At 65.5% G+C, this 24,574-nt stretch carries 29 protein-coding genes; 17 read left to right on the forward strand and 12 right to left on the reverse strand.

Going from position 1 to position 24,574, the window contains the following annotated elements; translation table 11 throughout:
• Positions 1-71: 71 nt before the first annotated feature.
• The 4 genes from EJ076_RS26820 (at position 72) to EJ076_RS26835 (ending at position 2,293) form a co-directional block, all read left to right on the forward strand.
• Positions 72-434 (forward strand): hypothetical protein, encoded by a 363-nt coding sequence (locus EJ076_RS26820; RefSeq protein WP_126069878.1) that lies wholly within the window; start codon positions 72-74, stop codon positions 432-434.
• A gap of 91 nt (positions 435-525) precedes the next feature.
• Positions 526-1,119 carry a hypothetical protein gene (locus tag EJ076_RS26825; RefSeq protein WP_126069879.1) on the forward strand — a complete coding sequence of 198 codons (594 nt, stop codon included), beginning with the start codon at positions 526-528 and terminating at the stop codon, positions 1,117-1,119.
• A complete protein-coding gene (locus tag EJ076_RS26830) occupies positions 1,116-1,718 on the forward strand; it encodes a hypothetical protein (protein WP_126069880.1) in 603 nt (200 codons plus the stop codon). The genes EJ076_RS26825 and EJ076_RS26830 overlap by 4 nt, the downstream gene beginning before the upstream one ends.
• Positions 1,715-2,293 carry a hypothetical protein gene (locus EJ076_RS26835; RefSeq protein ID WP_126069881.1) on the forward strand — a complete coding sequence of 193 codons (579 nt, stop codon included), beginning with the start codon at positions 1,715-1,717 and terminating at the stop codon, positions 2,291-2,293. The genes EJ076_RS26830 and EJ076_RS26835 overlap by 4 nt, the downstream gene beginning before the upstream one ends.
• A gap of 31 nt (positions 2,294-2,324) precedes the next feature.
• On the opposite strand, the gene EJ076_RS26840 is transcribed toward EJ076_RS26835, so the two are convergent.
• The 5 genes from EJ076_RS26840 to EJ076_RS26860 form a co-directional block, all read right to left on the reverse strand.
• On the reverse strand, positions 2,325-3,641 hold the full coding sequence (locus EJ076_RS26840; protein ID WP_126069882.1) for a hypothetical protein: 1,317 nt from the start codon (positions 3,639-3,641) through the stop codon (positions 2,325-2,327).
• Between the two features lie 109 nt (positions 3,642-3,750).
• Positions 3,751-4,767 (reverse strand): ABC transporter permease, encoded by a 1,017-nt coding sequence (locus EJ076_RS26845; RefSeq protein WP_126069883.1) that lies wholly within the window; start codon positions 4,765-4,767, stop codon positions 3,751-3,753.
• Positions 4,764-6,326: a sugar ABC transporter ATP-binding protein gene (locus tag EJ076_RS26850; RefSeq protein WP_126069884.1), complete on the reverse strand. Its 1,563-nt coding sequence runs from the start codon at positions 6,324-6,326 to the stop codon at positions 4,764-4,766. Before EJ076_RS26850 ends, EJ076_RS26845 begins: the two co-directional genes overlap by 4 nt.
• A 215-nt stretch (positions 6,327-6,541) precedes the next feature.
• Positions 6,542-7,489: a substrate-binding domain-containing protein gene (locus EJ076_RS26855; protein WP_109660434.1), complete on the reverse strand. Its 948-nt coding sequence runs from the start codon at positions 7,487-7,489 to the stop codon at positions 6,542-6,544.
• Between the two features lie 293 nt (positions 7,490-7,782).
• The gene (locus EJ076_RS26860; protein ID WP_126069885.1) at positions 7,783-9,702 is read right to left on the reverse strand and encodes a diguanylate cyclase; all 1,920 of its coding nucleotides are present in this window, start codon (positions 9,700-9,702) and stop codon (positions 7,783-7,785) included.
• A 218-nt stretch (positions 9,703-9,920) separates the two neighbouring features.
• Here EJ076_RS26860 and EJ076_RS26865 point away from each other — a divergent pair, with 218 nt between their 5' ends.
• Positions 9,921-10,619 carry a RibD family protein gene (locus tag EJ076_RS26865; RefSeq protein WP_126069886.1) on the forward strand — a complete coding sequence of 233 codons (699 nt, stop codon included), beginning with the start codon at positions 9,921-9,923 and terminating at the stop codon, positions 10,617-10,619.
• 82 nt (positions 10,620-10,701) lie between these two features.
• Here the strand turns inward: EJ076_RS26865 and EJ076_RS26870 are convergent, their stop codons facing one another.
• Positions 10,702-11,592, reverse strand: coding sequence for an SDR family oxidoreductase (locus EJ076_RS26870; protein ID WP_126069887.1), 891 nt, complete (start codon positions 11,590-11,592; stop codon positions 10,702-10,704).
• Positions 11,593-11,682: 90 nt separating this feature from the next.
• On the opposite strand from EJ076_RS26870, the gene EJ076_RS26875 reads away from it, so the two are divergent.
• Positions 11,683-12,516 carry a helix-turn-helix transcriptional regulator gene (locus tag EJ076_RS26875; protein WP_164548741.1) on the forward strand — a complete coding sequence of 278 codons (834 nt, stop codon included), beginning with the start codon at positions 11,683-11,685 and terminating at the stop codon, positions 12,514-12,516.
• 37 nt (positions 12,517-12,553) lie between these two features.
• Here the strand turns inward: EJ076_RS26875 and EJ076_RS26880 are convergent, their stop codons facing one another.
• The gene (locus EJ076_RS26880) at positions 12,554-13,000 is read right to left on the reverse strand and encodes an SRPBCC domain-containing protein (RefSeq protein ID WP_126069889.1); all 447 of its coding nucleotides are present in this window, start codon (positions 12,998-13,000) and stop codon (positions 12,554-12,556) included.
• 17 nt (positions 13,001-13,017) lie between these two features.
• Positions 13,018-13,905, reverse strand: a complete 888-nt coding sequence (locus EJ076_RS26885; RefSeq protein WP_126069890.1) for a LysR family transcriptional regulator — start codon at positions 13,903-13,905, stop codon at positions 13,018-13,020.
• Between the two features lie 92 nt (positions 13,906-13,997).
• Between EJ076_RS26885 and EJ076_RS26890 the strand changes: the two genes are divergently transcribed.
• The 5 genes from EJ076_RS26890 (at position 13,998) to EJ076_RS26910 (ending at position 18,175) form a co-directional block, all read left to right on the forward strand.
• On the forward strand, positions 13,998-14,804 hold the full coding sequence (locus EJ076_RS26890) for a class I SAM-dependent methyltransferase (RefSeq protein ID WP_126069891.1): 807 nt from the start codon (positions 13,998-14,000) through the stop codon (positions 14,802-14,804).
• A 128-nt stretch (positions 14,805-14,932) separates the two neighbouring features.
• A complete protein-coding gene (locus tag EJ076_RS26895; RefSeq protein ID WP_245462891.1) occupies positions 14,933-15,697 on the forward strand; it encodes a pseudouridine synthase in 765 nt (254 codons plus the stop codon).
• Positions 15,698-15,835: 138 nt separating this feature from the next.
• On the forward strand, positions 15,836-16,582 hold the full coding sequence (locus EJ076_RS26900) for an SDR family NAD(P)-dependent oxidoreductase (protein WP_126069892.1): 747 nt from the start codon (positions 15,836-15,838) through the stop codon (positions 16,580-16,582).
• A 42-nt stretch (positions 16,583-16,624) separates the two neighbouring features.
• On the forward strand, positions 16,625-17,677 hold the full coding sequence (locus EJ076_RS26905) for an RNA polymerase subunit sigma-70 (RefSeq protein WP_126069893.1): 1,053 nt from the start codon (positions 16,625-16,627) through the stop codon (positions 17,675-17,677).
• Between the two features lie 96 nt (positions 17,678-17,773).
• Positions 17,774-18,175 carry a VOC family protein gene (locus tag EJ076_RS26910; protein ID WP_126069894.1) on the forward strand — a complete coding sequence of 134 codons (402 nt, stop codon included), beginning with the start codon at positions 17,774-17,776 and terminating at the stop codon, positions 18,173-18,175.
• A 57-nt stretch (positions 18,176-18,232) separates the two neighbouring features.
• Here the strand turns inward: EJ076_RS26910 and EJ076_RS26915 are convergent, their stop codons facing one another.
• Both EJ076_RS26915 and EJ076_RS26920 read right to left on the reverse strand, forming a co-directional pair.
• Positions 18,233-18,556 (reverse strand): hypothetical protein, encoded by a 324-nt coding sequence (locus EJ076_RS26915; protein WP_126069895.1) that lies wholly within the window; start codon positions 18,554-18,556, stop codon positions 18,233-18,235.
• Positions 18,557-18,580: 24 nt separating this feature from the next.
• Positions 18,581-19,162: a histidine phosphatase family protein gene (locus tag EJ076_RS26920; protein ID WP_126069896.1), complete on the reverse strand. Its 582-nt coding sequence runs from the start codon at positions 19,160-19,162 to the stop codon at positions 18,581-18,583.
• 205 nt (positions 19,163-19,367) lie between these two features.
• Here EJ076_RS26920 and EJ076_RS26925 point away from each other — a divergent pair, with 205 nt between their 5' ends.
• The 3 genes from EJ076_RS26925 (at position 19,368) to EJ076_RS26935 (ending at position 20,711) form a co-directional block, all read left to right on the forward strand.
• On the forward strand, positions 19,368-19,814 hold the full coding sequence (locus tag EJ076_RS26925; RefSeq protein ID WP_126069897.1) for a universal stress protein: 447 nt from the start codon (positions 19,368-19,370) through the stop codon (positions 19,812-19,814).
• 106 nt (positions 19,815-19,920) lie between these two features.
• Complete coding sequence (locus tag EJ076_RS26930; RefSeq protein WP_126069898.1) at positions 19,921-20,196, forward strand: DUF1778 domain-containing protein; 276 nt, start codon at positions 19,921-19,923, stop codon at positions 20,194-20,196.
• A complete protein-coding gene (locus tag EJ076_RS26935; protein ID WP_126069899.1) occupies positions 20,193-20,711 on the forward strand; it encodes a GNAT family N-acetyltransferase in 519 nt (172 codons plus the stop codon). Before EJ076_RS26930 ends, EJ076_RS26935 begins: the two co-directional genes overlap by 4 nt.
• A 14-nt stretch (positions 20,712-20,725) precedes the next feature.
• Here the strand turns inward: EJ076_RS26935 and EJ076_RS26940 are convergent, their stop codons facing one another.
• Positions 20,726-21,475, reverse strand: coding sequence for a sulfite exporter TauE/SafE family protein (locus tag EJ076_RS26940; protein WP_126069900.1), 750 nt, complete (start codon positions 21,473-21,475; stop codon positions 20,726-20,728).
• 21 nt (positions 21,476-21,496) lie between these two features.
• The gene (locus EJ076_RS26945) at positions 21,497-21,700 is read right to left on the reverse strand and encodes a hypothetical protein (RefSeq protein WP_126069901.1); all 204 of its coding nucleotides are present in this window, start codon (positions 21,698-21,700) and stop codon (positions 21,497-21,499) included.
• Positions 21,701-21,836: 136 nt separating this feature from the next.
• Here EJ076_RS26945 and EJ076_RS26950 point away from each other — a divergent pair, with 136 nt between their 5' ends.
• The 3 genes from EJ076_RS26950 (at position 21,837) to EJ076_RS26960 (ending at position 24,527) form a co-directional block, all read left to right on the forward strand.
• Positions 21,837-22,712: a LysR substrate-binding domain-containing protein gene (locus EJ076_RS26950; RefSeq protein WP_126069902.1), complete on the forward strand. Its 876-nt coding sequence runs from the start codon at positions 21,837-21,839 to the stop codon at positions 22,710-22,712.
• Between the two features lie 154 nt (positions 22,713-22,866).
• Positions 22,867-23,367 (forward strand): Lrp/AsnC family transcriptional regulator, encoded by a 501-nt coding sequence (locus tag EJ076_RS26955; RefSeq protein WP_027035297.1) that lies wholly within the window; start codon positions 22,867-22,869, stop codon positions 23,365-23,367.
• Entirely contained in the window at positions 23,364-24,527 is a 1,164-nt protein-coding gene (locus EJ076_RS26960; RefSeq protein WP_126069903.1) for a saccharopine dehydrogenase family protein, read from the forward strand. Before EJ076_RS26955 ends, EJ076_RS26960 begins: the two co-directional genes overlap by 4 nt.
• Positions 24,528-24,574 lie beyond the last annotated feature (47 nt).

The raw sequence follows: 24,574 nt of genomic DNA on the forward strand, positions 1-24,574 counted from the left end.
TATGCTTATATCAACTCGCAAGTGTGAGTCGGGGACTCAAACCCACCGCCACATCAAGCCCGGGAGTGACGATGGACGCCGCCGATTTCGCCCGCGCCTGCGGTTACACCGGCGACAGCCCTGCCCTCCTCGAAGCCTTCGAAGCCATCCGCCGCAACGGCATCGTCCACGCCCGCCTGGATCACATCAGGCGCAAGGCGGTGATCGACGAGCTGAAGCAGTCGGAGGCGCTGTTCCTAGCGGCGATCGGCCCGGCACTGTCGGCTGAGGAAGCCATCGAGGATGCCGCCCGCGTCATCGCCTGCTGGCGCAACATGCCGCGCTGGCGTCAGGAGCGGCGCCTGCCCGACCTGATCAGGGCCAAGCAACAGCGGCTCGTGGCGCGCTTCTTCCGCCGCCATGGCCAGCGGCTCTGGACGCGCGAGGCGGCGTGAGGACTGGACCAGCCATTTGCGGGTTCCATCAGCCGTTTTTTCTTTCTAGACTGCACCCGGGTGGCTGATCGTTCGACGTGCATAGTTTGGAATGTTCAAGACTGCCCGTAGCAGATTTCAGACCTGGATAACGACCGGCGCGGGAACCATCGCTGCCCTGTTCGTCGCCGGCCTGATGGGGGCCTTCGGCGCCCTGCCCGCTCACGCGCCGCCGCAATTGCCGCCCGATGCCGCCATCGATGCCGGGCGCTGGCGGGTCCAGTCGGTGCGCGCCTATGTCAGCCGCGCCAAGGTCTATGGCGTGCCGCTGAAGCCCGGCCAGAAGGCGCTGGTGCTGGAGGCCGACATGACCAACCGCACTGCGCAATCCGACAAGGCCTATTTCAATGTCTTCACGCCGGACGGCCTCGCTTTGCCTGACGGCCTGCCGATGATCGCGCTGACCCGCGATCAGACGCTGACGCCGGAACTGCATCCCGGCATGACCGAGCGCATGGCCTATGTCTGGCCACTTGCCGGTGACGCCATCGTACCGGCAAATCTCAGCTTCGGCATCACCGCCGAGGTCTTCAAGCCGCGCGACAATCTTTACGGCACACCCGGCTGGTTCAATCCCACCCGGCTCGGCACCGTCACCTTGCCGGTCGCCGACCTGCCGACAGACTCACTGGGAACCGGCTCATGAAGATCCGAGCCATCGGCAATCTCCTGATCGTCGCCGCCACCGTGGCGCTAAGCTACGGCATGCAGGTGTCGAAGCCGCATTATGCCGAGCTCACTGCGCCTATCCCGATCGATGGCGCCATGCACGACACGGTGCGGGCGCGCAGCTTCGATGTCCGCCTCGACAAAGTGGTCTTCGCCCGCACGCTGAGGACCGACCAGTTCGGCCAGACCAGGGTGCTGACCACGAGCGGCCTGTGGGCGGTGGTGACGACCAATCTCACCGCCACCAGCACCTCCACCACGGTCGCCGACGGCACCTGGCAAGGCCGGACCGGCCTGCGCTACCACCAGACGGAGCGGCTCAGCTTTCGCCAGGACATGCCGCCACATGCCGTCGATCCGGGTTTGGAAAGAAACGGCCTGTTCGTATTCGAAGTGCCGCCGGACCAGATCCGCGGCGCCAGCCTGCTGGTCGCTGCGCGCCAGTTCGCTCCGCTCGACGCCCAGGCCCGCATCAGCCTCGACGCATTGCCGACCAGCGCCGATGGCCAGCCGGCAGAGATCTTGCCGCAATACGATCTCGACGCTGCTGTGCCATCAGTTCAAGGCAAGTCATGAGCGCCGTCTCGACCGACATCGAACCAGCCGGCGACGCCCGGCAGGCCGAGACAAAATGGCGCCGGCGCGGTTTTGGCGCACTCGCCATCCTGCTGCCGCTGACGCTGGCCGAGATAAGCTATGACAGCGTCCGCGAATGGCTGCACGGCGAAGACCTCGTCGCCAGGGATGTCGACTTCGGCCAGTCCATGCCGTTCGGCGGCAGCGACTGGCGGCTGGCCGATTTGCGCGGCGGCAAGGCCGGCCGCTTGCCCGAGCACGCCTTCGCCGTCATCGCCACCTTCTCCGTCACGGTCGGTGACCCCGATCTGCAAAAGCAGTGGCTGGGCTGCAAATTGATGCTGACCGACGCCGCCGGGCGCCGCTGGCTGCCGGATTTCATCTCCGGCGTCAGCCTGCCGGATGGCGTGATGAACTGCACCTCGGCGATCTTCTCCGGCGCCAAGAAAGGCGACGTCATCACCGTCGGCGAAACCTTCATCGTGCCCGAGGATGCCGTCAAGGCCATCCGCCCGGCCGTTGGGCTGGGCAGCGAGCGGCCGTGGTATTTGCGTTTTCAGAGGCCGCCGAAGTGAGCCGTCCTCTCAGGCCTGGGTTCCTCGCCAGCTATTCAGCCACCTCACCAATCGCCCCCGCCCCCTTCGCCATCGAAAACGCCGTCTCCAGCGCGGCGGCGAGAAAGCATATGCGCAGCGGCTCGATCAGGATGCCGGTGGAGGAATCCTGGAACGGGCTGCCGAACAGCAGCGTTACGCCGTGCGAAAAAATCTGCCAGACGTCGAGCTCGTGCGGACCGATCAGCCGCGTCGCACCGAGCCACAGCCACGCAGCGCCCCAGTCGAGCAAACGGTAGCCGACGACCAGCGTGCACAAAAGCACCAGGCTCGAGCTGACCGTCAGCCGTACCCCATTGGCGATCGGCAGGTAGCGCGAGCGATAGCCCGCAATGAAATGCTCGACGAAATCGCGCAGGAATTTCGGCAGGCCGGCATAGCGCTGGCCGGCGCGCTCCAGCCGGCCATGCACCCGCATCAGCGCAGCATCGTCGCGCACGTCATAGCCATAGATCAGCGCCGCCATCACCAGCCAGATCAGCGGCAGCAGCATGAAGAAGAACAAATTGATCGCCACCGTCGACGGCGCGATCGAGGTGATCTCGACCGGCACGATGGGCGCGGCCGAGGCGATCGGCACCGGGCTCGCCAGCCCGTCGGCCGATGCTTGCAGGGCCGACCAGAAATTGCGGCTCATCAGCCATTGCAGCGCGCTGTCCTTCCAGCGGCTGATGACGTAAAGACCGACGAAGATCCAGTTGGTCTCGCAGATCACCACGACGATCTGCCAGAACGAGGCGGCTTTCGTCTTGGTCTGCATGAATTTGGCCAGCCGGCGGATCAGCCAGGACACCGCCACCGAGACCAGCAGCCAGCGCGAATCGAGCACGTCAAGCACATTGGCGCTCTGGCCGAAATCGGCCTGGTCGAGCGTGGCGCGCGAATATTGGCGCACGATGTCGCCCAGAAATCCCCAGGCCGCGTAATAGGCGAAGAAGGGCAGCAGCGCGATGGTGATCATCCGCACCAGCCGCGAGCCGCGCCGGTCCGCCGCGGCGCCCTGCTCCTTGCCGGCGGCTTGCGCCTCGGCGATTGCGGCGCTGTCCGCGCTGCGCTGCGCAGCCAGCACATGCGGCAGGCCGGGGCGCAGCACATGGAACATCGCCACCGTCACCACCAGCCGCGCCAGCGCCACCAGCGTCAGCATCGCCAGCCCGGCGAAGTGATTGGCAAGCGCCACCCTCGCCGCCAGCTGCATGAGGAGATCGCCGACCAGCACGCCGGCCAGCACCAGCGCTGCGAGCTGCGGCCAGAACTGCCGCTGCAGCGAAAAACTCAAGGTGATCGGTCTGATGATATCGGCAAACATGAGGTTCTCTCACGATGCCACCCGCCAAAACCTTTCTAGCAAAGCATGATTGTTTTGCAAGGAATGGGGCTCCCCTTCTACCCTTGTGGGAGAAAGGAGAACCGTCCCCTCACCGCCTTACCCGCGACTTCAGCCACCGGTCGAACGCCACCGCCAGGATCAGGATCAGCCCGATGACGATGCTTTGCGTGTAGGACGAGACGTTGTTGAACTGCAGCCCGTTCTGCAGCACGCCGATGAGGGCCGCGCCGACCACCGTGCCGCCGACCGAGCCGATGCCGCCGAACAGCGAGGTGCCGCCGATGACGACGGCCGAAATGACCGTCAGCTCGTAGCCGATGCCGGCCACCGCTTCCGAGGAGTTGAGCCTGGCCGACAGCACGAAGGCAGCGAGCCCGGCGAAGAAGCCGACGATGACATAGACCGAGACCAGGATGCGGTCGACGCGCAGGCCAGACAGCCTCGCCGCCTCGGCATTGCCGCCGACGGCATAGACGGCGCGGCCATAGCGCGTGTAGCGCAGCACGATGTGGCACAGGATGGCGGCCGCCGCGAAGATGAGCGCCGGCACCGGTACCGGGCCGATCAGCCCGGTACCGAACCAGCGCATCGAGGCGTCAAAGCCCGAGATCGGGCCGCCATTGGAGATGGTCAGCGTCAGCCCGCGAAACACCGTCAGCCCGCCCAGCGTGACGACGAAGGGCGGCACTTTGAGCCGGGTGATGACAAGCCCCTGCACGCCGCCGGCCGCAGCGCCGACCACGACGGCGGCGAGCAGTGCTGCGAACCAGCCATAACCTTGCGTTCCGCTCGTCGACAGCGACAGCGTGTTGGCGGTACCGCCCTTGGCGACCACGGCGGCGACCATGCCGCAGAAGGCGAGCAGCGAGCCGACCGACAGGTCGATGCCGGCGGTGAGGATGACGAAGGTCATGCCGAGCGCGATCAGCCCGGTGATCGAGATCTGCCTTGTGATGTTGAACAGGTTGATCGGGTCCATGAAACTCGGCTTCAGCATCGTGAAGACGATGATCAGCGCCACCAGGAACAGCAGCGGTCCAAAACTCATCAACAGCCGTGCGAAATTGATGCCGCCGCGCTGGTCCTGTTCGCCGGCCACGCTCATGGTGTCTCCTTGCGGTCGAGTGCCATCAGTTCCATCAGTCTTTCCTCGTTTGCCTCGACGCCCGGCATCTGGCCGGTGATGCGTCCCCGGCGCATGGTGACGATGCGGTCCGACACCGCCAGCACCTCGGGCAGTTCGGACGAGATCATCATCACCGCAATGCCGCGCGCCGCAAGCTGCACCAGGATCTGGTGCACCTCGGTCTTGGCGCCGACATCGACGCCACGCGTCGGCTCGTCGACGATCAGCACCTTGGGATCGCGCGCCAGCCAGCGCGCCAGGATCACCTTCTGCTGGTTGCCGCCCGACAGGCCCTCGATCGCCTGCTCGGCCGAAGCCATGCGGATCGACAGCATCTTGCGAAAACCCGCGAGTGCATCGCGCTCTCGCCGTTCGGCCATGAAGCCGAAACCGTTGCTGAAGCTGCCCAGCGATGCGACGGAAAAATTCGGCAGGATGCCGAGTGCGGCAAAGATCGCCTGGTGCTTGCGGTCCTCCGGCACCAGGCCGATGCCGAGCGCGATGGCGTCCGCCGGCGATGCCGGTGCGATCGGCTTGCCGTCGAGCGTGATGGTGCCGGCCGCGATGCGGTCGGCGCCGAAGATGGCCCGTGCCAGTTCCGTGCGGCCCGAGCCGACGAGACCGGCGACGCCAAGAATCTCGCCGGCCTTGAGATCAATGTCGACGCCGTCGAGCACGATGGCGTGCGGCGCCTCGGGATCGCGCACGGTGCGCAACCCGCGCACCGACAGCACGACATCGCCGGCAACCGCGCGCTGCGCCGGCCGCGCATAGAGTTCGGACGCGGCACGGCCGACCATCTTCTCGATGATCCTGGGCAGCGCGATCGGCCCGCCCTCGCGGTTGAGATGTCCGGCCAGCCTGCCGTCACGCAGCACCGTCATGCGGTCACAGATCGCGGAAGCCTCTTCCAGCCGGTGGGTGACGAACATGATGGCGACCTTGTCCTTGCGCAGCCGGTCCATGATCGACAGCAGCCTCTGCACCTCGGTTTCGGTCAGCGCCGAGGTCGGCTCATCCATGATGATCAGCCGGCTCTTCAGCGACAGCGCACGCGCGATCTCGACCAGCTGCTGTTCGGCGACAGACAGTGCCGACACCGGCGTCATCGGATCGATGGAGAGACCGACGCGGGCGATGATGTCGCGAGACGCCGCCTCCATCCTGCGCCAACTGACCAGCCCGAGCGGCCCCACCGGCGCACGGCCGATAAAAATGTTCTCCGCCACCGTCAGCGTCGGGATCAGGCTCAGCTCCTGATAGATGGTGACGATGCCGAGCCGCTTGGCGTCTTGCGGGCTGGACGGGTGATAGTCGGCGCCGTCGAAAATGATGTGGCCGCTGGAGGGCGGCATCACGCCCGACAGGATCTTCAACAGCGTCGACTTGCCGGCGCCGTTTTCGCCCAGCAGACCGAGGATTTCGCCGGGGCGGATGTCGAGCGAGACATCGCTGAGCGCGGTCACGCCGGAAAAATGCTTGGTGATGCCCTCGACGGCAAGCAGGATGGGCGATGGCGATGCGGCTTCAGCTGGCAAGGATTGCTCCCTAAGACTTGGGACGTCTGCGCTGCCCCTCACCCTTACCCTCTCCCCGTATTAGAGACGGGGAGAGGGGGCGCCAGCGTTGGAGCGCTTCCCTTCTCCCCGTCACTATACGGGGAGAAGGTGCCGGCAGGCGGATGAGGGGCGGCGCCAACTTCGGCGATCGATCTTGCTCGCGAAACACTGTGCCGCAAGCGCTGATCACAACGCTACTTCGTCTCGCCAATCCGCTCGGCCTTGTCCAAATTGTCCTTGCCAATCACGATCGGCGTCAGCAGCACCAGCTTCTCCTTCGGCTCGGTCTTGTCCTTGGCAAAGGCCACCGCGATGCGCACCGCCGTGCGCGACTGTTCGCCGGGGAATTGCTCGACGGTGCCGGCAAGCTTGCCGTCGCGCACCGCGACCAGCGCTTCCGGCAGCGCATCGAAGCCGTAGATCTTGACGTCGGTGAAGTTGCGCGCCGCGCAGGCCTCCATGGCGCCCAGCGCCATGTCGTCATTGGCGCAGACGATGGCGTCCGGCTTGCCGTTGGCGGCAAGGCCGGCCTCGGTCACCGACAGCGCCTCGGCGCGGGCGAAGTTGGCGGTCTGCTCGAAGACGATCTGGTACTTGTCCTTCAGGGGATCGAGCACGTTGTGGACGCCCTTGTTGCGGTCGATCGCCGGACCGGCACCTGGCTGGCCCTGCAGATGGAAGATCTTGGCGCCGTTGGGGAATGCCGCCACCATGGCGTTGGCTTCCGCCTCGCCGCCCTTGACGTTGTCGGCGCCGACATGGGCCAGAATGCCCTCGACACCGTCGACGCGGCGGTCGATCGTCACCACGGGAACGCCGGCCTTGACCGCTTCCTCGATGGCCGGCGCCAGCGCGTTGACGTCGAGCGGCGAGATGACGATGGCGTTGACCTTCTGCACCAGGGCCGCCTCGATGTCAGCGGTCTGCTTGGTGGCCGAGTTCTGGCCGTCGCTCTCGGTCAAATTGACGCCTTGCGCGGCGGCCTCGGCCTTGATCTCGTTCAGCATGTGCACGAAGAACGGAAAGCCGAGATTGGGCACCGAGCCCAGGATGGTGAGCTTGTCCTGCGCAAACACCGAAGGTGCGGCAAGCATCATGGCGCCAAAGGCCGCGGACGACAGCAGGAATTCGCGTCTGTTCATGGGATCCTCCTCCACAAGAACGCACGACCCCGAAAACCGGGATCGGTTTCAGGAAGGATCATGCGTCGGTTCAAAGTGTTGGAGCATCCTCCCTGCGCCCGAAAACGCATGCCGCTCCAGCTGGCCGCCGCTGTTAAAAGAGCCTCCCACCGACGCCTGCCCGGAGATGCTAACCCAGGGTCAACCATTTGTGCAACATCGATATAACAGAGCTGCCGGGCAAATTATCGGAATTGTCGGATTTTTGAATTGCGGGCATGGGCGTCCCTACCGGACGCTGCCCCCGCCCCTGCTTACGACCGGCGTCGTGCGCCTGTCGCGTGCGGCTCGCTGACATGCGGGCGCCAGCCGTGGACCCGGTCCCGCCCCGCCACCTTGGCGCCATAGAGGGCCTCGTCGGCACGCCTGAGCAGATCGGCGATCTCGATCGAGGCGCCGCCCGGATCGAAGGTCCCCACCCCGACACTGATGGTGACGATGCCCTTTTCGCTGCCGGCGTGTGCGAGCCTGAGGTCGCGCACGCCTTTTCTGAGATTTTCGGCGATCACGAATGCGCCGCGCGCATCGGTTTCAGGAAGGATGAGGGCGAACTCTTCGCCCCCGTAGCGGGCGGCCGCATCGGCCGCCCGCCGGGCCGTTGCCTTGATGCAGCCGCTGACGGCGCGCAGGCATTCGTCACCAGCCGGATGGCCGTAATGATCGTTGAACCGCTTGAACCAGTCGACGTCGATGATGAGCAGGCTCAGCGGCGCCATGCTCCGCTTGCCGCGCGCATATTCGAGCGCCAGCGCTTCATCGAAGGCCCGGCGCGTCAGCAGTTCGGTCAGGCCGTCACGGTTGGCCAGCAGGTTCAGCTTCTCGTTGGCCGCCAGCAACTCAGCCTCGACATGCTTGGCCTCGGTGATGTCGGAGTAGACGCTGAGGCTGCCGCCATCGCTGGTCGGCCTCGTCCTGACGTCAAGCCAGCGCCCGTCGGAAAGCCTGATCTCCTGGCGGTTGCTGGGAAGCTTCCGTGACGCCACGATGCCGCCGATCCAATCCTCGATCTTGTCCGGTGGCACAATCTGTTCGCCGCGCACGGCCGAGATGCGCAGGATATCGCGATAATCGGCACCGGGTATCCGGATGTCGGCCGTCTGTGGAAACATGGCAATGTATTGGGCGTTGCCGAGCACCAGTTTGCCATCCCCGTCGAACATCACCAGGCCGTCGGCCATATGCGTCAGGGCGTCCGCCAGCCGGACACGGCTTTCGGCCAGTTCGTCCTCCAGTTGCTTGCGCGTGGTGATGTCGCGATTGTGCGTGATCAGCCCGACGATGGTTCCGCTGTGATCCCGGAACGGCGCTTTCAGCGTCGACAGCCAACCGTCGGGTCCGTCTTCGTGATGAAGGCGCTGCTCGATGGTGGAGGGTACGCCGCCCGCGAGAATGGCGAGCTCGTCCTCGTGGAATTTCCGGGCTGTTTCCTGCGGATAGAAATCGAAATCGGTCTTGCCGATCAGCGCCTTGGCATCCACTGCGCGCATCAGCCTTGCGGTAGCCGGATTTGCGGCGATGAACCGGCCCTCCAGATCCTTGACATTGAGGCAATCGGGCAGAGCCTCGACGACCGCCTTGTAGATGCGCCGCGATTGCAGTGCCTCGATGCGGCGCCGTTCCTGATAGAGCGCAAGTCCCGACAGCATGATCGAAAGAAAAATCAGCAGCGACGTCGGCAGCGCCACTTGCGGCAGCACCGTCTGCATGATCTCCCGTGGCAGGGCAAGCAGGCCGAGCAGCGAGCCGGCGGCGGCCGTTGCGGCCAGGATCAGGATGTCTACCCGGCCGGGCGCGCGGCCGCGCAGGGCGAGATGGCCGGCAACACCGATCAAGGTGGCGATGGCGATCCCCATAGCACCGGCGAACACGCCGATACCGCCTTCATGGAAACGGAACGCGACGGCGGCCAGCCCAGCGATGACACAGGCCACGGGACCGCCGAAGAAGCCCGCCAGTGCGATCATCGTGCCGCGCAGATCGACGAAGAGGCCGGGCTGCAACTGCATCGGCGTCAGCATCAGGATGACGGCGCCGGCCCCCATCAGTAGGCCGAAAGCCGTCGCCCGCGTCAAAGCCGCCCTGCGGTCCAGCCACACATGGGTGTGGATCCAGACGGAAACGAACATCGCTACGACGGCGAGATTGGCCAGCAATTCGGACCAGGGTGAACCCATACTTCACGCGTCCATTGGTGCGTCGGCCACAGGCGACGCGGCCCTTGTGGATACGCCCCGCAAGAAAACAAAGGGTTACGGCGCGGGTTTGGATTGTCGCGATATCCGCATAAGAGTGCGTGGCCGGGCCAATAACCTGTTCGCTGCTTCCATTCTTTCGGCCCAGCGCTACCTTGGACTGAGCCTGAGCTTTCAAAACCCCTGACATGAGAAACCGCATGAAGCCGCAAATCATCTGCCATATGCTGGCATCCCTTGACGGCAGCCTCCACCCCAGCCGCTACACCATGAGCCCCGACGGCACCCGGGCCGAGTGGTCGAGCCTCTATGAGCAGATCCACAACGACCTTGCGGGCGACGCCTGGATCGTTGGCCGCGTCACCATGGCCGAGATGAGCAAGGCCGGCGCGCATCCGCCGGCCAATGCCGGCAAGGTCGACCGGCCCTATCATTTCGCGCAAAGGGATGCGGGCACTTATGCCGTGGCGCTCGATGCCTCGGGCAAGCTTCACTTTTCCAAACCCGACATCGGCGGCGATCATGTCGTGGTGCTGCTTGGGCGTGGCGTTGCCGACAGCCACCTGGCCGAACTTACCGCCGACGGCGTTTCCTATATCGTCGCGGAAACGGCGGACATGGATCTCGCCGCGATGCTCGAGGTCCTCGGACGCGAACTCGGCATTCGCCGGCTGCTGCTCGAGGGCGGCGCCGGCATCAACGGTTCCTTCCTCGCGGCCGGGCTTGTCGATGAGCTGAGCCTTCTCGTGGCGCCTGCCATTGATGGGCGCGCAGCAAACCAGGCCTTCGTCGAGTTCGGCGAGAGCGGCCTGGCGGGCAAGATGCAACTGTCCCTGAAGAGCTGCGAGGCCTTGGCGCATGGGCTCGTCCATCTGCGCTACGCCGTCACCCCTGAATGATGCGCTCGTACAAAAAGGGCCGGCAATCTGACTGAGATTACCCGCCCTATCTCGTCCGCTTCAGCGCCGATGCTTCAGCCCGTCAATCGGCGTATTGCATGGCGTCGAGATCGGCGATCAGCGTCGGGCCGATCGGATGCCAGCCCAGCCGTGCCTGTGTCAGCGCGCTGGAGGCCGGCAGATCCATCGGCGCGAACATCGCCATCCAGCCGAAATGCTCCGCCGCCTTTTCCGGCGCGATCGAAACGACCGGCAATTTCAGACCCCGGCCAAGCGCTTCGGCGATTGCACGCACCTCGACACCTTCCTCGCCGACCGCGTGATAGCGCGCGCCCGGCTGCCGCTTTTCCACGGCGAACCGGTAAAGCCGCGCCGCGTCAAGGAGATGGCCCGCGGAGAAGCGATTGCGGCCTTCGCCGACATAGGCCGAGACGCCTTTTTCACGCGCGATCTCGATAAGCGGCGAGATGAGGCCCTGCTTGACCGGGTTGTGGACCTGCGGCAGCCGCACCACCGACACGTTGACGCCTGCGTCCAGCAAGGCATTGCCGGCCATCTCGGAGGCGATGCGCGGATTGGGATGGCTGGCGTTGAAGACATCCTCTATCGCCAACTGGCCATGTCCGGGGCTGCCCATGCCGACGCCGGAGGTGATCACCAGCGGCCGGTCGGAGCCGGCCAGTGCGGCGCCGAGTGCCGCGATGACGCGCTTGTCCTTTTCGCAATTCTCGACAAACCGCGAAAAGTCGTGGTCGAATGCCGTGTGGATCACGGCCTCCGCCTTGGCCGCGCCGTCTCGCAGCCCCTCGGGATCTTCGAGGGTTCCCCGGTGCACCTCGGCACCAGCGGCGGCCAGCGCCTCGGCGCCGGCGTCGGAGCGGGTCACGCCGACCACCTGGTGGCCCGCCTTGATGAGTTCGGGAACGATGGCCGAGCCGATGAAACCGGTCGCGCCGGTGAGAAAGATACGCATGCAAAATCTCCTGCACAGTTGCCTGCGTAATATTGCTGGCCTATTATTCTATTAAAGTAGTGATCTTATCATGGTATAATGGCTAACAGGATGCCCTCCAATTCCGCCGGCTCACTGGCAGCGTTCCTGAAAGACCGGCGCACCCGGCTTGATCCGGCGTCCTTTGGCTTCTCGGGGCGCCGACGCACGCCGGGACTGCGCCGGGAAGAGGTCGCCCAGCGCGCCAACATCAGCCCGACCTGGTATACATGGCTGGAACAGGGCCGAGGCGGCGCGCCCTCCGCCGATGTCCTCAACCGCATCGCCAAGGGCCTGCTGCTGACCGAGGCGGAACGCGAACATCTTTTCATGCTCGGGCTGGGGCGCCCGCCCGAGGTCCGCTACAGGGGCGTCGAGGGCGTCAGCCCCCGGCTTCAACGCCTCATCGACACGCTCGATGCCAGCCCCGCCATAGTCAGGACCGCCACCTGGGATGTCGTTGCCTGGAACCGCGCCGCGCAGGTGGTGATGACCGACTACAGCACCCTGCCCGAAGGCGAGCGCAACATCCTGCGCTTCATGTTCCTCAGTCCCCATATCCGCGCCAGGCAGCACGATTGGCAAAACCTGGCCCGTTTCGTGGTGGGCGCGTTCCGTGCCGATGCGGCGCGCGCCGGCGCGGTCTCCGAGGTCGCCCAGCTCGTCGACGAGCTTTGCAGCGCCAGCCCCGAGTTTGCCGCCCTCTGGCGGGCAAACGACGTGCTCAGCCACGGCGACGGGACAAAGCGCCTGAAGCACCCGGAACTCGGCGATATCGAGCTGGAATATTCGGGCTTCGCGGTCGATGGCCGGCCGGATCTGAGCCTGACTGTCTACAACCCGGTCGACAGCGCGGTGGCCGACCGCATCCGCGCGCTGGCCCTCGCCCGACACCCCAAAGAGTAGAGGCAGGACGCCCCATCCGCTGCGATGACGCCCGCCCTCAAGCGCGCTCGCAGACCGCCTTCAGGATCTGCGAGGTCGGACCCCAGTAGAGATTTGCATGCGGACGGATCGCCGGTTCGGCGAAGTCGCTAAGCGTCAGCGTCAGCAGCGTCCCCCCATCCGCCGGCGCCAGATCGAAGCTGACCACCGTGTGGTTCTCGGGCACGTCCGCCAGCCGATCTGCCGACAGCGTGCTCCAGTAGCTGTACGCGAAGCTCTTTTCCGACTCAAAAGCGCGGATGGTGCCATGGTTCTCGAACGGCATTCCGTGCAGCAGTCCGCGCATCACGATCGGGCCGCCGGCATGCCCTTGCAGGCTGACGGCCAACTCCTCGTCGGACATCCATTGCGGGATCATTTCTGGCGTCGTCAGTATCTGCCAGACCTTGGCCGGCTCGGCACCGATGACGACGGTCTTGGTGATCGGCGCGGGAGACTCACTCATGCTGCGCATTCACGCGGCTAACGCCGATCTGGCTGCGGCAGGCGGCCCTCGAACAAGGCACTCTGGTCGCGGATGCGCGCCACCATGTGTTCGCGAAACACCCTGACGCGCTTGGTTCGCCTCAAGTCTGGATGGTAGAGCAGCCAGAGTCCGAGATCGTGGATCGGGTCCGGTTGGCGAAAGCGCCCCAGCTCCTCGGCGCTGTCGCCCATGAAGCATGGCAGATAGGCCAGGCCGAGCCCCTGCTTCAGGGCGGCGAGCGTCAGCAGCGTGTCATCGACGAAGAAACTGTGCCGGTGATCCGGGCATGCCGCATGGGTCCAGGATTGATGGAAGGCGCAACATTCCACGCCGATCCAGAGCGGCCTGGCAACGCTGGCGCGCAGGCCCTCCAGGTAGCGCCTTTCTCCGTAAACGGCGGACGCCACATTGGTGAGCCGCGTGCCGACTAATGTATCCAGCGGCGTGTTGGTCAGCCGGATGGCGATGTCGGCATGACGTTCCGCCAGGCTGACATATTTGTTGGAGACCTGCACATGCAGCCGGATATCCGGATAGGCCTCGCTGAAGCCGGCGAAGATCGGCATCAGCACGGATGACGCCATGTTGTTGATCGCCGACACCCTGAGCTCGCCTGCGACACGGTCTTCCCGGCCGCCGAGCGCGCCCTCGACCTCGAGCACCTCCAGCTCCATCTTGCCGGCTGCCATCCTCAGCTCGTCGCCGGCCGGGGTCAGCTCATATCCGGATTTCTTGCGCTCGATCAGCCGCGTGCCAAGCTGTGTCTCCAGCAGCCGGATGCGGCGCGACACGGTGGAGTGCTGGATGTTCAGGCGTTTTGCGGCGCCGCTGATCGAGCCGTCGCGCGCGACGGCCAGGAAAATCCGCAAGTCGTCCCAATGCATCCTGGACCCCCGCAATCCGTATCCGCAGCAATGGCCGGAGGAACCAGACCATACAGAACCGGCGATCCGGTCAAGTCAAGGAAACCAAAGCAATGGACAGCGCCGCCGAAGCCTGGAACCGCTGGGGTCCGCTTTTGCGCCGATGGCTGGGACCAGCCACCGAACTGATGCTTGATATGACCGATGTCGGCAAGGGCAGCCGCGTCCTCGATATCGCCGCCGGTGCCGGAGAACAGACGCTGACCGCCGCGCGGCGCGTAGGGCCGACGGGCTATGTGCTGGCCACCGACATCTCACCGGGCATTCTCGACTTTGCCGCCAGCAACGCCAAGCTAGCCGGCCATGCCAATGTCGACACGGTCGTTGCCGACGGCGAAATGCTGGATGCCATATCAGCCCAACCTTTCGACGCCGTGATCTCGCGCGTCGGGCTGATCTATTTTCCCGACCAGAACCGGGCGCTGGGCGGCATGCGCGATCATCTCAAGCCGGGCGGCAAGGTCGGCGCCATCGTCTATTCCACCGCCGACAAGAACCCGTTCTTCTCGATCCCGGTCGGTATCATCCGCCGCCGCGCCGCCCTACCCGCCCCCCTGCCCGGCCAGCCCGGACCGTTCAGCCTGGGCGACCCGGCGGTGCTCGCCAAACGCCTGACCGATGCCGGTTTCCATGACGTGCGCATCGAGAAGGTCAACGCGCCGGTGCGGCTGCAGTCGGCGCTGGAATGCCTGCAGTTCGAGCAGGAATCGTTCGGCGCGCTGCACCAGATGCTGGCCGGCCTGTCGCCCAGCGAGCAGGATGACGCCTGGGCGGAGATCGAGACCGCGCTTGGCCAGTTCGAGCATGACGGACAGTTCGAGGGGCCGTGCGAAATGCTGGTCGCGGCCGCCACCAGATAGGCCGCCCCATGCCAGCAGCTTGAGCAGCACCGGATGCGCGTGATAGCCAAGGTGCGGCGGCAAGTCCGCCCACCATGAAACGACGGTGCCGGCGGCAAGCTCGCCGGCGAACCGGACAAGCCATCCGGATGACAAAGCAGGACATGACACCACGCCAGCCACGAGCCACCGGCAAGCCAGCCGGCGTCAGCCTGAACCGGGCGCTGTCGAAGCTTGGCCTGTGCTCGCGCACGCAGGCCGAGGTGCTGATCGCGGAAGGCCGCGTGCGCGTCGGCGGCAAGGTGGTGCGCGATGCAGCCCTGCGCGTCGACCTCGACCGCGACCGCATCGTCGTCGACGGTGAGCAAGTTGTTGCCGAGCGCAAGGTCTATCTCATGCTTAACAAGCCGCGCGGGCTGGTCACCACCCGCGACGACCCGCATCAGCGCGACACCGTCTATGCCTGCCTGGAAGGGCTCGACCTGCCCTTCGTCTCGCCGGTCGGCCGCCTCGACAAGGCGAGCGAAGGCCTGCTGCTGATGACCAACGACACCCGGTTTGCCAACCGGCTGATGGACCCGGCCTCACATTTGCCCAAGACCTACCACGTGCAGATCGGCACGGTGCCGGATGAGACGATGCTGGACAAGTTCCGCGCCGGCGTCACCGTCGACGGCGAGACCCTGACCGCCAGCTCGATCGACCTGCTGCGCAGCGGCGGCCGCACCGCCTGGCTGGAGATCGTGCTCGACGAAGGCCGCAACCGCCACATCCGCCGGCTGCTCGCCGCGCACGGCATCGAGGTCAAGCGCCTCATCCGCATCGCCATCGGCCGCCTGCCGCTCGGCGACCTCGCCAAGGGCGCGGCGCGGCATCTGACGCCGGAGGAACTGGCGCTGCTGAGCGCTGAGTGACAGCTCAAAGGCAGAACTCGGCGGTGGGTTCTTGAGAGCGTCTCAGAAAATTTCTCACCCACCGATGATTTCCACCCACCCCCACTGTCTTCACCTACAGGCACCGGAATCCTCCGGGCCGGAAAAGCGAGGTGATCCATGGGATCGTTGCGAGGTCAGAATGTCGTCGTTGTCGGAGGCAGCAGGGGTGTCGGCCGCTCCATCGTAGAAGCCGCCTTCAGCGAGGGGGCGACAGTGCTCGCCGTCGCGCGCGGCGTGGCCGATTTGAAAGAACTCTCCTGGGAGATGTCAGGCGTCAAGACGCTTGCCGCAGACGCCACGCAGGACACGGCACCCGACGCGGTGTTCGCCGCCCTGCGGCCGGACGTGCTGGTGATCTGCGCCGGGGCGCTTGCCCCGTCCGCGCCTATCCCGGACCAAAGCTGGCAGGATTTTTCCGCAAACTGGGACATGGACGTCAAGGCATCCTTCCTGTTCTGCAAGGCGGCCCTCCAGGGCCGGCTGAAGCCGGGCAGCCGGGTGGTGCTGATCTCCAGTGGCGCGGCACTCAGCGGCGGGCCGCCGAATTCCGGCGGCTATTCCGGCGCCAAGCGCATGCAGATGTTTCTTGCCGGCCATAGCCAGAAGGAAGCCGACCGGCTGGGCCTTGGCCTGCGCTTCATGGCGCTGGTACCGATGCGCATCATGGCGGGCACCGGCGTCGGCCAGGGCGGCATCGAAGGCATCTCGGCCTATCTCGGCATCAGCCCGTCGGATTTCCTCGCCAGCATGACCGACGTGCAGACGCCGGCCGATGTCGGGCGTGCCGTGGTCACGCTCGCCGGCGGCAAGCTGTCAGGCGTCTCCTTCGCGGTCAGCGGCAGCGGCCTTGCGGCGGCGGCATGAGGCGCGCAGGATGCCAGCCGAAATCAGCACCGCAGGCTCACTATGACAGATGCTCCCGGCCCGCTTGAGCCCCAAGGCCGGACAGGCCAGCCGATACTCGATCGGCTGGCCTTCGAGCGCCTGACAACGGCCCACCGCCGCGAACTCAAGCTGCATTGCTACCGGATGATGGGCTCGCTGCACGAGGCCGACGACCTCGTGCAGGAGACGTTTCTCAGGGCATGGCGCGGCCGCTCGCAATTCGACGGGCGCGGCTCGCCGCGCGGCTGGCTCTACACCATCGCCACCAACAGCTGCCTCAACGCCATCAAGGCGAGGTCGTCAGCGCATCGCATTCTCGAGCAGCCCGGCCGGCCGCCGACCGAGGGGCACGCCGCTGGTGGGCCCGCCACTGAGCTCTCCTGGCTGGAGCCCTACCCGGACGCCGAACTGCCGGATCTTGTCGACGGCGAGCCCGGCCCGGACGCGCGCTACGAGACCCGCGAAGCCGTGCAGCTTGCCTTTGTCGCCGCGATCCAGCTTCTGCCGCCCAGGCAGCGCGCCGCGCTGCTTCTGTGCGACGTGCTGGGCTGGTCGGCGCTCGAGACGGCGCACTTGCTGGGCGGCACGACCGCCTCGATCAACAGCGCCCTGCAACGCTCCCGCGCGACGCTGGCGATGCACTATCCCCAAGGACGCCCCCTGCAGCGCGAGCGGCCCAACCGCGAAGAGAGCCTGCTGCTCGAACGCTACATACAGGCCTGGCAGGCCGCCAATCTCGACGGCTTCATCGAGCTGCTGCGCGAGGACGCCACCTACCACATGCCGCCATGGCTGGACTGGTATCAGGGGCGCGAGGCGATCCGGGCTTTCTTCGAGACTGTCTGGGGCAATTTCGCCGGCTACCATGCGGTCGCGACGAGAGCCAACGGCCAGCCCGCTTTCGCGATCTATGCGCGGCGCCATCAGGAACCCGAATGGCAAGCCCAGTCGCTGCATGTCATCGAACCGGCCGATGGCCAGATCGCCTCGCTGACGGTCTATGTCGGCCCGCTCGGGGCCGAACTGTTCGCCGCCTTCGGCCTGCCGCCCGTCTGGCCCGCGCCGAACAAATGATCGTTACGCCCCTCTCCTGACGGAAAGCTGTCAGGAGGCCTGGCCTATGGATCGGTTGGGAGCCGGCCACGGCTTCAACGATCAAGGAGCCACGCGATGAATTTCGTCTCAGTCCGCATCATCACGTCAGACGTCCAGCGTCTCGTGCACTTCTACGGTGAGATCACCGGCATGCCCGTGACGGTGTACACGGAAGACTTCGCGGAACTGGCGACGCCGGCCTGCACGCTGGCGATCGGCAGCACGCGCACCTTGATGCTGTTCGGTGGCGACATCGCCCGCCCTGCCGACAACCACACGGCCATCCTCGAATTCCGCGTCGGCGACGTCGATGCGGAATTCGCCAGGCTCTCGAACCTCCTCAGGGATGTTACGGTGCAGAAGCCAACCACCATGCCCTGGGGCAACCGCTCGCTGCTGTTTCGCGACCCGGATGGCAATCTGGTCAACTTTTTCACGCCGGTAACCGCCGAGGCGATCAGGAAGTTCGACAAGTAGAGCGTTGCCGTCCGGCTATCGGCGGCAGGCACCTGGCCATCGGCGCTAGCTGGCGGTTCAGTACGGATTTCCTGTCGCCGCAACGCTTTCCTTGCGCAGGTATGCCCAAAGGGCGAGTGCGCCCGGACGTATGTCGTGGGGATAGTCCAGTCGAGCAACATCTTCGCTGGTGGTCCACGGTGCCGGAAAGTCGGCGGCCACTTCGGCTCCGACGATGCGGACATCGTCAAGGTTCTCTTCGGCGATCTCGCCGTCAAACACAAAGCGGAGCTTGATCTCTACGCCTGCCCAGCCGCAGATAACCGCCCGAAGGTTGGGCGAAACGGCACCCAGAAGCGCGCGTTGCACGGAAAGCAGCAGCCTCGGCTGAATGTCATGCATGGTCGTGATCTGCTTTCAGCCGTTCTATTTCTGGTTCCATTTGCGAACCACCGGCTCGCTCAAATCATGCTCGTAGCCAAGCACGCTGATGCTGGCCGTATCGAGCACGAACAGCGCGCCGCCCTCGGGCGGCAGGCCGATCCAGCGCGCCGCCAGCACGCGCAGGAAATGTGCGCTGGAAAACACCAGGATCGAGCCGCCAGCGTCACGAAGCTGTCTGACGATCGCATCCGCCCGCGAGCCGACATCGGCCGCCATCTCGCCTTTCGGGCAACCGTCGCGAAACACGTTCCAGCCGGGTCGTTCGGCCAGGATCTGTTTTGTCGTCAGCCCTTCATAGGCGCCGTAGTCCCATTCCTGCAGATCGTCCTTCTTGACGCTCTGCGCGCCGAAGCCGGCCAGCACGCTTGTGTTGTAGGCACGCTGCGACGGGCTCGACCACACGGCCGAAAACGACAGGCCCTTGAGCCGCTCGGCGACACCCCGCGCGGCGGTCTCGCCGGCCGGCGTCAACGGCATGTCGGTGCGACCGGTGTGCTGCCCCGAAAGGCTCCACGCCGTCTCGCCATGCCGGACCAGATGGATTTGCGGATACGCGCTGCTCATGGGATGCCTTTCAATGTCGCCGGCACCTTAAGCGACGATGCGGCAAAGGGGAATCCGCTTGGTACAAAACTGCGTGGTCGCCTGGCCCTGATCCGCATCCGGCTGGCCCTGTGATCAGCCCGATGCCGCAACTATATCAAGGTCAGCCTCCACAAGGCTCCCCGCCCTCAAGGGCATTGGCCCTTGCACAACAGGTCATGTCATCATGTACAAACATTTGCTTATTGCCACGGACGGATCGGAACTGGCCGACAAGGGCGTTGCCCACGGCCTGACGCTGGCCAAGGGCCTCGGCGCCTCCATCACCTTCGTTACCGTCTCCGAACAATTCCCGATCTTCGCCTGGGGAGGCGCCATGGCCGGCTATGCCGCTGGCGATGAACTGGCCGCCTATCAGGAAGAAGCACGCAAATACGCCAAGGAGGTTCTCGACAAGAGCAAGGCGTCGGCGGACGCCGGCGTCTCCGCGGAGGTCGTGCATGTCGAGGACAAGCGGCCAGCCGAAGCCATCCTGGAGCTGTCGCAGGCCCTGGGCTGCGACCTGATCGTGATGGCCTCGCATGGGCGCCGCGGACTGGGCAAGCTGCTTCTGGGCAGCCAGACGGCGGAAGTGCTGTCCTACACCGAGATCCCGGTTCTGGTGGTGCGGTAATAGATTGGCCCAGCGCGCTCCTCACACGCCAGTGAGGCTAAAGCGGCAGGATTTATATTGTACGGATTCAATCCGTACCTTATAATGGAGGGCAAAGGAGATAGCCATGCCTCGCAACGTCAGTGACAACGGTCGAATCGATTTCCGGATTCCGCCCGAAGCGAAAGCCGTGATCGCACGTGCGGCGGCCTTGTCGAATGTCGGCCTGACCGAGTTCGTTACGCGCTCCGCACTGCGTGACGCCCAGGCTGCGATCGAACGCGCCGAACATCTTGCGCTGTCAGAACGGGACAGTCTGCGCGTCCTCGACCTACTTGAAAACCCGCCCACGCCGACCGACCGCCTTATCCGCGCCGCCAAAGCCGGTCAGACTCTCGCGTGAACTCCATCACATGGCAAGAAGTGCCGATCGGTAGACAACATAACCGAGCCGCATTCGACTGTGGCGACGCGGACCTCAACATCTATTTGCAACGCTTCGCGCGTCAAAGTCATCAAAGCGGTGGCGCAAAAACTTTCGTCGCCGTGACAGCACAAGATCCTTTGCACATCCTCGGGTTTTATTCGCTCAGCCCGGCTTCGATCGACTTTGCCAGGACCCCGTCAATCGCCAGACGCGGCCTTGGCCGCTATGACGTGCCGGTCTACCGTCTAGGTCGGCTCGCCGTAGACCGTACGATACAAGGCCGCGGCCTCGGCGGCGGTTTGCTGCTCGCCGCCGGGAAGCGCTGTATGGCAGTCGCGGAGGAAGTCGGCGGCGTTGCCCTGCTTATCGATGCCAAAGGTGACCAGGCTGCACAGTGGTATGAGGGTTACGGTGCGGTCCGTCTCGATGACGCGCCGCTGTCCCTGGTGCTGCCTTTCGCCGCGATCGCCAAGGCGATAGCTGCATTCTGAACGCCTGCCGCAAGCTACAGAATACCATCTCCCGCCAGATAGCCCCCCAGCGCCAGCAGCCCGGCGAAGAACACCGTGCGGAAGGTCTCGACGCTCATTGTCTGGCGCAGCGTCTGGCCGGCGAACATGCCGGCCAGCGCTGGCGCAAGGGCTGCGACCGAGCCAGCCAGTTGCGCCGTCGGCGATGCCAGGGCCCCGGCCCTGAACAGCCCGATGGCGAGCGCCGCCGTCGACACGGTGAAGGACAGGCCGAGCGCCTGGATCAGGTCCTCCTTGTCCAGCCGCAGCGATTGCAGATAAGGCACCGCCGGGATGACGAAGACGCCGGTGGCGCCGGTGACCAGCCCGGTCGCCACGCCGACCAGCGGCGACATCAAGGCCTCGTGGCGCGCCGGCGCGGTGAAGCCGGCCTTGGCGAGACCGAGGATGGCATAGAGCACCAGCGCGGCGCCCAGCCCCGCCGAGGCCGCGCCCGTATGCGCGCCGGTCAGCAGGCCGGCACCGGTGACGGTGCCGAGCGCAATTCCGGCCATCATCGTCCACAGCCGTTTGCACAGGCCGCCGAAGGACGGTCCGGTCAGCAATTGCCAGAGATTGGTGACCAGCGACGGGATCAACAGCAGCGCGGCAGCCTGCGCCGGCGGCATCGTCACTGCCAGCAGGCCCATCGCAACGGTCGGCAGCCCCATGCCGACGACGCCCTTGACGAAGCCGGCGGCCAGGAAGACGGCGCCGATCCAGGCGAGGATGCCGGCGCTCAGCATGATCGTATCCTCGGGGCCGGATCAGTCATGCAGCAGCGTGTCCGTCGCGTCGGCCTCTGGCGTCGGCTTTGCCGGCACGGCATCGCGGCTGGTGGATGCAACCGTCGCCGCGCATCCCCGCGGGCCGGGCTCCGCGCGCGCCATGGCAAGGCCAGCCACGGCAATGGCCAACACAATCGCCGTGCTTTCAAGAATGCCGAGCCGGCCTGACGTTCGTTCGTTCATCACAATTCTCCTTCGAAACTGTTTGACGAACATCTCGGCCGATCACAATGTGGAAGTTGCGCTGCCAGCCTTCGGCCAGGACGAAGGCTGGAGAGCCGACCGCCCCCCGGGCGCCGAAAGTTCTCAGGAGCAAATAATGCGCTTCGATCTGGTCGATCTCAGGCTGTTCCTGCTGGTGGCCGAGTGCGGCAGCATCACCCATGGCGCCGAGCTTGCCGGACTGGCGCTGGCCTCGGCCAGCGCCCGCATCAAAGGCATGGAGGACCGGCTCGGCACGCCGCTCTTGGAGCGCCGCCGCCGTGGCGTGGTGCCGACGGCCGCCGGACAGGCGCTGCTGCACCATGCGCGCGCCGTGCAGAACCAGATCGAGGCGATGGCCGGCGACCTCGCCGCCTATGCCACGGGTCTTCGCGCCCGCGTGCGGCTGCTGGCCAACACCGCCGCCACCAGCGAGCTGTTGCGCGACATCCTGCCAGCCTTCTTGGTCGCCCACCCCCGGATCGACATCGATCTCGACGAGCGCCCCAGCCATGAGATCGCTCAAGCCGTGGCCAGCGGTGCGGCCGATCTCGGCATCGCCGCGACCTGGGCCGGCCTGTCGCATCTCGAGCAGAAACCGTTCTTCATCGACCGGCTGGTGGTGATCGCCGCGCGGAACTGGCCCCGCTTCGCCGGCCTGCGCACCATCAGCCTCAGCGAAATTCTCGGCGAATCCTTCGTTGGCCTGAGCACCGGCCACGCGCTGCAGGAGCACATCACCCGCCAGGCCGCCCGCCTTGGCGGCCATCTGCATGTTCGCATCCGCGTGCCTGGCCTCGACAATGTCTGCCGGCTGGTCGCGCAAGGTGCGGGCATCGCCATCGTGCCGGAAAGTGCGGCGCGCCGCTCGGCACGCTCGCTGCGCAGCCTGCGGCTGACCGACGACTGGGCGACGCGCCAGCTCAACCTCTGCGCACGCCGCTTCGATGAGTTGACGCCACAGGCGAAGCTGCTGGCGGCAGCACTCGTCTAAGCCGGACCAGTGACCGCAAGGCTGAGCCGACTGGCGCCGGCATCCTCAGAAGCGCTGAATCATTGCCTTGCTTTTCAAATATTCGTGACGTATCTTATTTGCACATTGGCAAAAAAATTGCCGAAGTTTTTTCCTTTTATGAAAGACGGGGACTTTGCGGGAACATCTCGATCTGACCGATCGGCGGCTGGTCAAGCAGCTGTCGCAGGATGCACAGCCGGGCATCAACCGCATCGCCGAGATATTGGCGATTTCGGTGCCGACGGTGCGCACGCGGCTGCGCAATCTGCTCGACCGCAACCTGCTCAAGATCGTCGGGCTCTTGAACCTGACCGAGCGGCCCGAGCTGATCTCGGCCATTGTCGGCATCAATGCCCAGGGCCGCGGCCGGGCCCGCGAGCTGGCGCAGCGCATTTCCGAACTGCCCTTCGTCAATTCGGCCTCGGTGGTCACCGGGCGTTTCGACATCATCGTCGACGTGACGGTGGCCGGTGACGTCGCCGACCTCTACCGCGTCACCAGCGAGCTGATCCCCGGCGCCGGCGAGCCGGGCGAAGTGGTGCGCAGCGAAACCTTCGTCGTCATGGCGTCCTGCAACAAATGGGTCAGCCTGCCGGAAGGCTGCTGGTCGGACGACCGCAAGGAGCCGGCATGAAGATCGCGGTACTCGGCGGCCTCGGCCTGCAAGGCCGGGCGGCAATCGCCGACCTCGTCGCCAGCGACGGCGTTGAGGAAATCGTCTGCGTCGACACCGCAGCGGACGGCCCTGCCCGGCTTGCCGGCCTGACCGATCTTGCCCGCGTGCGCTTCGTGGTACCTGAGGGCGCGATCGGCCCGGCGCTGGCCACGGTGCTCGATGATGTCGACGCCGTCATCGACCTGTTGCCGCAGCCGCTGATGCGCGACGCGGTGCAGGCCGCGATCGCCACCCGCACGCCGCTGGTCACCACCAATTACGCCAAATCGATCGCCGACCTGGCGCCGGCCGCCGAACAGGCAGGTGTCCCGATCATGACCGAATGCGGGCTCGACCCCGGCATCGACCTGGTGCTCTACGCGCGCGCCGCAAGGCAGTTTTCTTCGATTTCTTCGATCGATTCCTATTGCGGCGGCATCCCCGAGCCGAAGGCGATGGCGAAGCCGCTTTGCTACAAGGTGAGCTGGAATTTCGACATGGTCCTGGTCAGCCAGAACCGCGACAGCGTGATGATCGAGGACGGAAAACGCGTCGCGGTGCCGGCCGGCCAGCAGCACGACAATCCGTTCATCCATGAGATCGAGGTCGCGGGCCTCGGCAGGCTGGAAGCCTTCCCCAATGGCGATGCGCTGCACTATGTCGAGATGCTGGACGCGGCCAAGGGGCTGCGCCGCTCCGGCCGCTACACGTTGCGCTGGCCGGGATGGTCGGCCTTCTGGGCGCCGCTGAAGGAGCTCGGCTTCCTCTCCGAAGACAAGGTGCCCGGCACCTCCAACAGCCCGCGCGAATTCCTCGGCCGGCTGCTCGGGCCGCAATTGCAATATGGCCCCGGCGAAAAGGACCTGTGCGTGATGCGCAATGTCTTTTCCGGCCTTGAAGGCGGCCGCGCCAAGACGGTGACGTCGGACCTGATCATCGAGCGCGACCTGGTTTCCGGCCTGTTCGGCATGAGCCTCGGCGTCGGCTATCCCGCCAGCATCGTGGCGCAGATGCTGGCACGCGGCGAGATCACCAAACCCGGCCTGCTCAACCCGCTGCTGGATGTGCCCGACATCAGGTTCTTCGACGAACTGGCCAGGCGCGGCATCACGGTTGCCGAGACGGTGGCCTGGGACTGAGGATTTTCGAACGGTGGCTGCCGCCGGCAACGGCGCTGCCGCTCAAA

Source organism: Mesorhizobium sp. M7D.F.Ca.US.005.01.1.1, assembly GCF_003952545.1.
Classification (GTDB): Bacteria; Pseudomonadota; Alphaproteobacteria; order Rhizobiales; family Rhizobiaceae; genus Mesorhizobium; species Mesorhizobium loti.